Here is a 6,512-nt window from a genome sequence, read left to right as displayed (position 1 = left end):
TTACGGCATCATAGCTTCCTTCATATCCTTCCTCACGCAGCAGTTCGAACAGACGGATGAGGCTCAGCCGTTCGCGGGCCGGACGCGCCACGTTCTCCTCAAGAAGAGCGCACAATCTTCCCTCCCATGGACCAATCCGGGGAAGAGGCTGTCGTTCTCGGTGATAGTCAAAAGACGTCTGTCCCGACCGGATCACCTTGCGTACCGTCTGCCGCGATATCCCAAGGTCCCGGCAGATCGCCTTGATCGCCTTTCCTTCGACAAAATGCGCGCGACGGATCTTTCCAATTGTTTCCACAACAAGCATCCCAAACCGGGCCTCCATTCAGCATGAAGGCCATCGTGAACCCGTTTCTCAGAAAGGGGTCGTTTTTGGCTGCCTGTCCCCCTTCCGAAGGGGTCACTTTTCCATGCCGCTTAACAGGCATTGTTGAGCAGGGATGTGCCAGTGTTCATCGTCTGATTGCCTGCGTTCGCCTGATCTCCCGATGCACTGACCTCATTGTTCAGGGCGTTGGTCTGCGTCCCGTTCAGGCCCACATAGGTGTTGAACTGAGAGGCGGTCGGGTCCTGCTGGGTGTTGTAGAGGTTATTCGCCTGCCCAAAGATGTTCTGAATGTCTTGCTTTTGCCAGCTCAAGGGCTGGGTCGTGGAGCTACCCGTTGTGGTCGATTTGCTGCTACCCACTGTTTCCTTATCTGTGTTGCTGTTTCATGATTTGCCACCTCATCCATTTAGGCATGAGGCGTGCCAAGGTGCTACACGTTACAGGGTAGAGCGTTGACACGATCGCGCTCTCATCGGCCACACATGATATGAGAATGTGCGTGTGGTCGGTGACAGGCGGCCCTGCCCCTTATTCTTCACTTTCGGGGACGCTTCTCTTATACGAGTGCTATTTCGGATATTTCATTCTAACTCATTGATACAATTTATCTTTTCGACAATTTCAACCACTTGTTTTCTTGCTCCCTTTGTAGCCGTAGGCCGTCAGTGGGCTGAGGCTTACCAGTGCCTCCCCTCGCTGCGCTTCAGGTAGTTTGCTGATCTGCTCGCGCATCGCTTTCATGCGGAGCGATGGGGATCAGCCACCCTCTCCATCTTTGGCGGTGTCTCTAATAGGCGGGTTAATTCCGTCACACCCGACCAAACTGCATGACATGGGTATATGTAAACGCTGAGTATGATGGTCGTATCATGGTGGTGGATCATGATAACGTTGTCCTGAAAACGCGGCCCATACCTCCTGACTTTTTGGCCGCTTCTCTTATACGAATGTTAATTCACCATTTTCATCATAACCATTTGATAAGATTGTGATAATTTTGATATGGTGGATAATGTAGGGTGATTGGTCATAAATACGCCCCTCAAGGCGTCCTGTGGGGATACCTCAAGGGGACTCCGGTAACGGGGTTACCCTATATATTACTTGCAGGTGCCATTTTTCCGGGGCCGGTTGCGTTTGATCGTCCTCAGCCCAGCTCCGCTCAGGTCTGCTATGGCTTTATCGGGCAGATATCCGTGGTGACTGAATAACCATGTGGCCTTGCCCTTCTTGGTGGGTTGAGCATCCACGCCCTCCGTGATCGTGTCCCAGGCCAGCGACCAGATTATATCCTCCACATGCTCAGGGCTGAACACGGGGAACGGAACGCCATGCAATCCTGCGGTAAGGTTGGCCCCGTATCCTTTAAGAATGACCGCATCCGGCACTAAGCGCCGCTGCTGGCCTCCCGCATAAGGGGCCAGGTCCAGCCACCCATTCGCTTCTAACAGGCGCGTGGTCGTCTCCTTGTCCATCCCCATACGGGCCGCGATGTCGGCTACCGTAAGGCCCTCTGTGATTGGCTCAGGCGGCCTTGCAGGGGCTTTGCGCTGGTTCATAGCCTGATAAATCAGACTGTGACTGGCCGCCACTCCGGTGCTTTCTGGACTGCCGAACCTTGAGCCATACGCCATGTCTAGACAGCGGGAACGGTCAGGATCGGACAGCCTGCCAAAGAACGTGAGCGGCAGGCCGCTAAGGTTATCCTCACCACCGATGCCAATACGGTCGGCCACGTCCATCATCTGCAATGTGTGGCTGATTTCAGCATCGGTCATGTTTCGTGTTTTATTGGCTTGCATCGTCCTTCCGGCTGTCAGGTAACGGGCAACCATCCCGCGTGGGAAAGGCGATACATATGCGGCGTTGAGTATGGGCATCTCCTTCTGTGATTGAGGTAGGTCATGATCGTGAGGGACTGACCCTCATGAGCATCCCTCCCTATGTATATACCTTAGCGGCGTGTCTCTAATACGAGTGCTATTTACCCAATATCGTCGTAACCCATTCAAAACATTAGATAAATGGTAGTTATCCACAGGATGTCCGTTTGGGCCTCAAAGGTATCCATAAAAGGGGACCCCAAAACTCCGCATAGGATTTCCCCGTAGCGATTTCTCTCTGCGTTACGCTGAACAACAACAACGGCTTAACCCCCGGTTTTGGAAGTGAGACCGGCTGAGGTTTCGGGCCATCTAGTGGACCGTTTGGAGTCCCGAAAAGGTATCCAGAACACACGGCCCGATGCACCAGCGGCATGCGCCTGTCGTCATTCATTCAATCAACATCATCTGTGTCCGGTGCCTCTATCTGGTGTGGACGGGATGGTAGGGATTGCTCCTTTAGGGCTTGCTCTATTGGAGCGTAACGGATGAAGCACTTTTATGCTCCTTTAGGGTTGACTTATGACATTGTGGAGCGCTACGCAGGGAAAGCCTAGACCCTATTGGAGCAATTCTCCCATGAAGATTGGTTACGCACGCACCAGCACGACAGAACAGCTTGCCGGACTGGAAGCGCAGGACCGCGACCTCCGGGCAATGGGCTGTCAGCGTGTGTATTCTGAACAGGTAAGCGGTGCCCGCACAGACCGGCCACAGCTTGCCGCTGCACTGGATCACATGCGGGAGGGTGACGTGCTGGTGGTGACCAAGCCCGACCGCCTTGCACGGTCCACAGCGGACCTCCTGGGGCATGTCAGGGACATTACGGCCAAGGGCTGCAACCTGATCGTGCTGAGCATGGGCGGCCAAACGCTGGACACCAGCAACCCTACCAGCAAGCTCATGCTAACCATGCTTGCCGCTGTGGCTGAGTTTGAGCGTGATTTGATGAAGGAACGGCAGGCGGAAGGTATCGCCAAGGCAAAGCAGGACGGGAAATACGCTGGCCGCAAGCCCACAGCCCGCAACCGGGCCGACGAAGTCCGCAAGCTACAGGCTGAAGGAATGGGCGCAACAGAGATTGCCCGGACGCTGGGCATGGCCAGGAATAGCGTCTATCGCTGCTTGGGTAAGGCGTTATGATACATCCATATTATAAATGTGTTATATGTAATTTATCGAGATTTCGTTGGGTATGCGCATATCAAGGGCCGTAAATAAATCGAGCAATCGCGGTGGCCAGCATCCCACCCGAGGATATGCGACACAGCCCTCTATTGGACTGGGATAGCCCATGTAGTCCTGCCGACTATCCGCAAGAAAAGTATTTATGTCCATGACGAGGAAAAGGTAGCTATCTAGCTTCCTGCTGTCACCCTATGGCGATAGATAGTATTTAGACTCATGTATAGCCTCGCAGGATACGCCTAAGAATGTCAGCCAATCGACCCAGCAGAGGGAAAGTCTCTCGCCAATTTAGCGGCACAGCAGATACAACTGCGGATGCATTTGTGGCGGACAGCTTACCATATTATGATTGGGTTTATTTTTCTGGGCGTTTACCAAAAGGCGTAACGCGCCGTGCATTACCTATGCTGTCCCCTGAATCACAAATGGTTGTGGCAGACTGGTGGTTTCTTGCCAATTTTGAACCTTTTGACCACGCTAAGGGTGGTCCCTATTTTGGGTTTAGCAAGGACTCGGTGGGCTTCGGACAAGCACCATTCGCCCCTGTCCCGCTGACAGCAAGCACAATCCTTAATGCTGAGTTCGCGGACGTTGTGGATAACGCTATTCTCGAGGGATTAGCAGCACGGCATCCCGGCGAATGGATGCACATCACCAGTCCACCGGTGTCTTTTCAGAATACACCGCAGACCGAAGAAGCAATTCGTCAGGACATAGCCAGGCGCCTTGAGGTCTTAGAGCAGCAAATCCAAAGTCTACCTATACGGCCCGAAGCTATTAACCGTCATGGGATAGGAGGAAACTATCCCCCGTCTCCCGTCGATACGACATCGCCTCGGTTACTTCTAAAAGCCGAAAAAACCGAAGCCCTCGCGCTTATATCAGAATGTCGGTCAGGCATTTCATCTGGTGCATCATCTAAGGCAATCGCTGGGCTATGGGAAAAACTCAAACCATACATAGCAAGTCTTGGACTATTCGCTGCGGTGCTTTTGGGAGAAGCATTAAAGGGCGCAGTCAATCAAATTGGCTCCGATCTTATCCAGCACCTCCCTGACCTCGTCCAAATGTATGATAATGGAGCGAACATTTCCCAACTCATAAAAACACTGGTAGGGCTTGGATGATCTCAAGCGCTAATTGCCAGTGCACTGGATCGAATTGGCGAAGTTCTGGCAGTTTGCAATCTGCCCATGCGGTCCCGTGATAGTCTCTCCGTTGGTCCATTTATTGACTGTGTAGGTCTGCGGCATAACTGGTGGGGGTGTTGGCGCGGACGGAATGGCCCACGCGCCCTGAGAGGCCGCACTTGCCCGAGAAATGCCGCCTAGGACATTGCCCCAACGCGCTCTAGATTGGGCTGAGTGGGCCTCCCGCTCTTGATTGTCTTGCGCCTCGATATCGAGGACGCCAGCCCGTATCATATCAATTCGGTGGTAAAATTGGTCCTGATTATAGGCACCAGCCGCATACTGCTGGGCCGCTTGCAGCTCGTAAGAAGCGCCATCTAGCTGTGCCGATGCATGCCTTCCGTATGCCTTACGACCATGCTTCTCCATTGCCGTCAAACGGCAGTTCATGACTTCCACGATATGCGTCGGCGGCACTTTCCCGGATGCATCTCTAAACCCGTCAGCGCACGCATGTTGAGCCTCATGGAGTGCACGTTGCCCCTTGACTGTCCCATCACCGGCCCAAGCTGGGGACGCGAAAGCCAGCAACGCGAAAGCAGGAAATGCGAGGGTTGGGGCTGATAGCAGCGCCCGACGGCCATTCTGAAATCTTATCATCGCCCAAAATACCGCCACCACGACATGCTCAGGCAAGAGCTACCGACGCGGGCCACACAAGCAGCTTATGGCGATTGCCCACCCGGGCAGAATATGAGATTATCGACCCTCACACTTCCGCAACCGCTGTAGTGTGTAACGACACAAGACACCGCTGTAGTTACATATTTTGTGGCTGAAAACTGCGGAAAATGGCCAAACGGTTGAGAGTCCCACTCTCTCCGCCATGCTTTATTTTTCCCTGTAAAATAAATTATTTAGCTACATCCAACGTTACAGTTATGCATGGTGTAGTTACATGTGCAGCGTTCCATATCGTAGAGTATGGATGACGTGCACGATATATCTGGAAAATGCACTTTCATGCGTAGCGTGGAAGCCATCAGAGATGGACAGAACTTATGATGTTCAAAGCAGGCACAAGGCACAGGGCTGCTGGGACATTGCACACAACCGGACCAAGGCCCGACCCCGCCGTCCAGGCATATGCCACCCTGCATGACGGCTCCTGCACGCTCTGCAGCGATACCCAGTTTACGGCGCCACCCCATGCAGGATCTTTCATCCTTTTCCGATGATCTCCTGCCTGCCTCCTGTGGCATGTGCCTGCGTCGAGCGCAGCAGTCATACCCATTCGTCCCCGATACACGACCCTTTGCGATCGTCACGTAACCGGGGACTGCGCATATTCGACCGGCGATAATCATTGTATTGATTTCGCAGCGCCTCATGCAGTTGGCCCGCAAATCTTACTGACCTGATTTGGTACCTGACTTTCTAAATCACCCTTGATGTAATTCCGGCAAGATAAGATCAGCAACGTAGTCACGATGCGTTGGACCGATATAGATCGTTCCAAAGCAGGCCATCAGTTTAACAGGTTGAATTTAAGAGAATTTTTGAAATAGTCTAAAAATTATAAATAAAGTTTTTGGGTACCGCTTTTTTTCAAAAAAGTGGTGTTCTTCGAAGCTTTTTGAAAAAAGCTTCACCAAAAACTTCTTTATGATTATTGAATGTTCTCCGGTATAATTTTTCAAACAGTATCTTAGCTAATATTAATAATTAAAAATAAAATATCATGAAATTACTGTCTTTATTGGTCTGGCGCAGGGGCAAAGCGATAACTCTCGATCTGTCGCTCCGAAGCACGGACCGTATCGTATGGCATGGTTATCTTTAGAGCCTGAATCAGAAAGCGGTTTGATTGATTTTTCGCAGAACTCTGCGGATATGGGCAATCATCAACCACGCGTGGGATGAAGAGATTGTTGCCTCGACATCCTTCGTGAGGCGACGGCAGCGTCCGAGCCATGCAAAGCT

4 protein-coding genes and 2 pseudogenes are annotated in these 6,512 nt (G+C 52.2%); 2 read left to right on the top strand and 4 right to left on the bottom strand.

Annotated features, from left to right (window positions below; translation table 11 throughout):
• From GEU01_RS25950 to GEU01_RS24040, 3 genes and pseudogenes are all read right to left on the bottom strand, one after another.
• Positions 1 to 307: pseudogene (locus GEU01_RS25950) on the bottom strand (IS21 family transposase); the annotation flags it as partial.
• 110 nt (positions 308 to 417) lie between these two features.
• Positions 418 to 687 (bottom strand): hypothetical protein, encoded by a 270-nt coding sequence (locus GEU01_RS18795; protein ID WP_019087302.1) that lies wholly within the window; start codon positions 685 to 687, stop codon positions 418 to 420.
• Between the two features lie 741 nt (positions 688 to 1,428).
• Entirely contained in the window at positions 1,429 to 2,130 is a 702-nt protein-coding gene (locus GEU01_RS24040) for a MarR family transcriptional regulator (protein ID WP_157212890.1), read from the bottom strand.
• Between the two features lie 660 nt (positions 2,131 to 2,790).
• On the opposite strand from GEU01_RS24040, the gene GEU01_RS18785 reads away from it, so the two are divergent.
• Both GEU01_RS18785 and GEU01_RS25945 read left to right on the top strand, forming a co-directional pair.
• On the top strand, positions 2,791 to 3,354 hold the full coding sequence (locus GEU01_RS18785; RefSeq protein WP_019087300.1) for a recombinase family protein: 564 nt from the start codon (positions 2,791 to 2,793) through the stop codon (positions 3,352 to 3,354).
• A 290-nt stretch (positions 3,355 to 3,644) separates the two neighbouring features.
• Positions 3,645 to 4,526 carry a hypothetical protein gene (locus GEU01_RS25945; RefSeq protein WP_152927821.1) on the top strand — a complete coding sequence of 294 codons (882 nt, stop codon included), beginning with the start codon at positions 3,645 to 3,647 and terminating at the stop codon, positions 4,524 to 4,526.
• Between the two features lie 1,854 nt (positions 4,527 to 6,380).
• Here GEU01_RS25945 and GEU01_RS25940 read toward each other — a convergent pair.
• A pseudogene (locus GEU01_RS25940) lies at positions 6,381 to 6,512 on the bottom strand (IS5/IS1182 family transposase); the annotation flags it as partial.

Origin of the sequence: Komagataeibacter europaeus LMG 18890 (genome assembly GCF_000285295.1) — a bacterium.
Classification (GTDB): domain Bacteria; phylum Pseudomonadota; class Alphaproteobacteria; order Acetobacterales; family Acetobacteraceae; genus Komagataeibacter; species Komagataeibacter europaeus.
Note: the sequence above shows the minus strand (reverse complement) of the source record. Positions and strands in the feature narration are given on the sequence as shown.

Coding starts and splice junctions, on each gene's coding strand:
- GEU01_RS24040 (WP_157212890.1), bottom strand. CDS start 2,130: ATGCAAGCCAATAAAACACGAAACATGACCGATGCTGAAATCAGCCAC.
- GEU01_RS18785 (WP_019087300.1), top strand. CDS start 2,791: ATGAAGATTGGTTACGCACGCACCAGCACGACAGAACAGCTTGCCGGA.
- GEU01_RS25945 (WP_152927821.1), top strand. CDS start 3,645: ATGTCAGCCAATCGACCCAGCAGAGGGAAAGTCTCTCGCCAATTTAGC.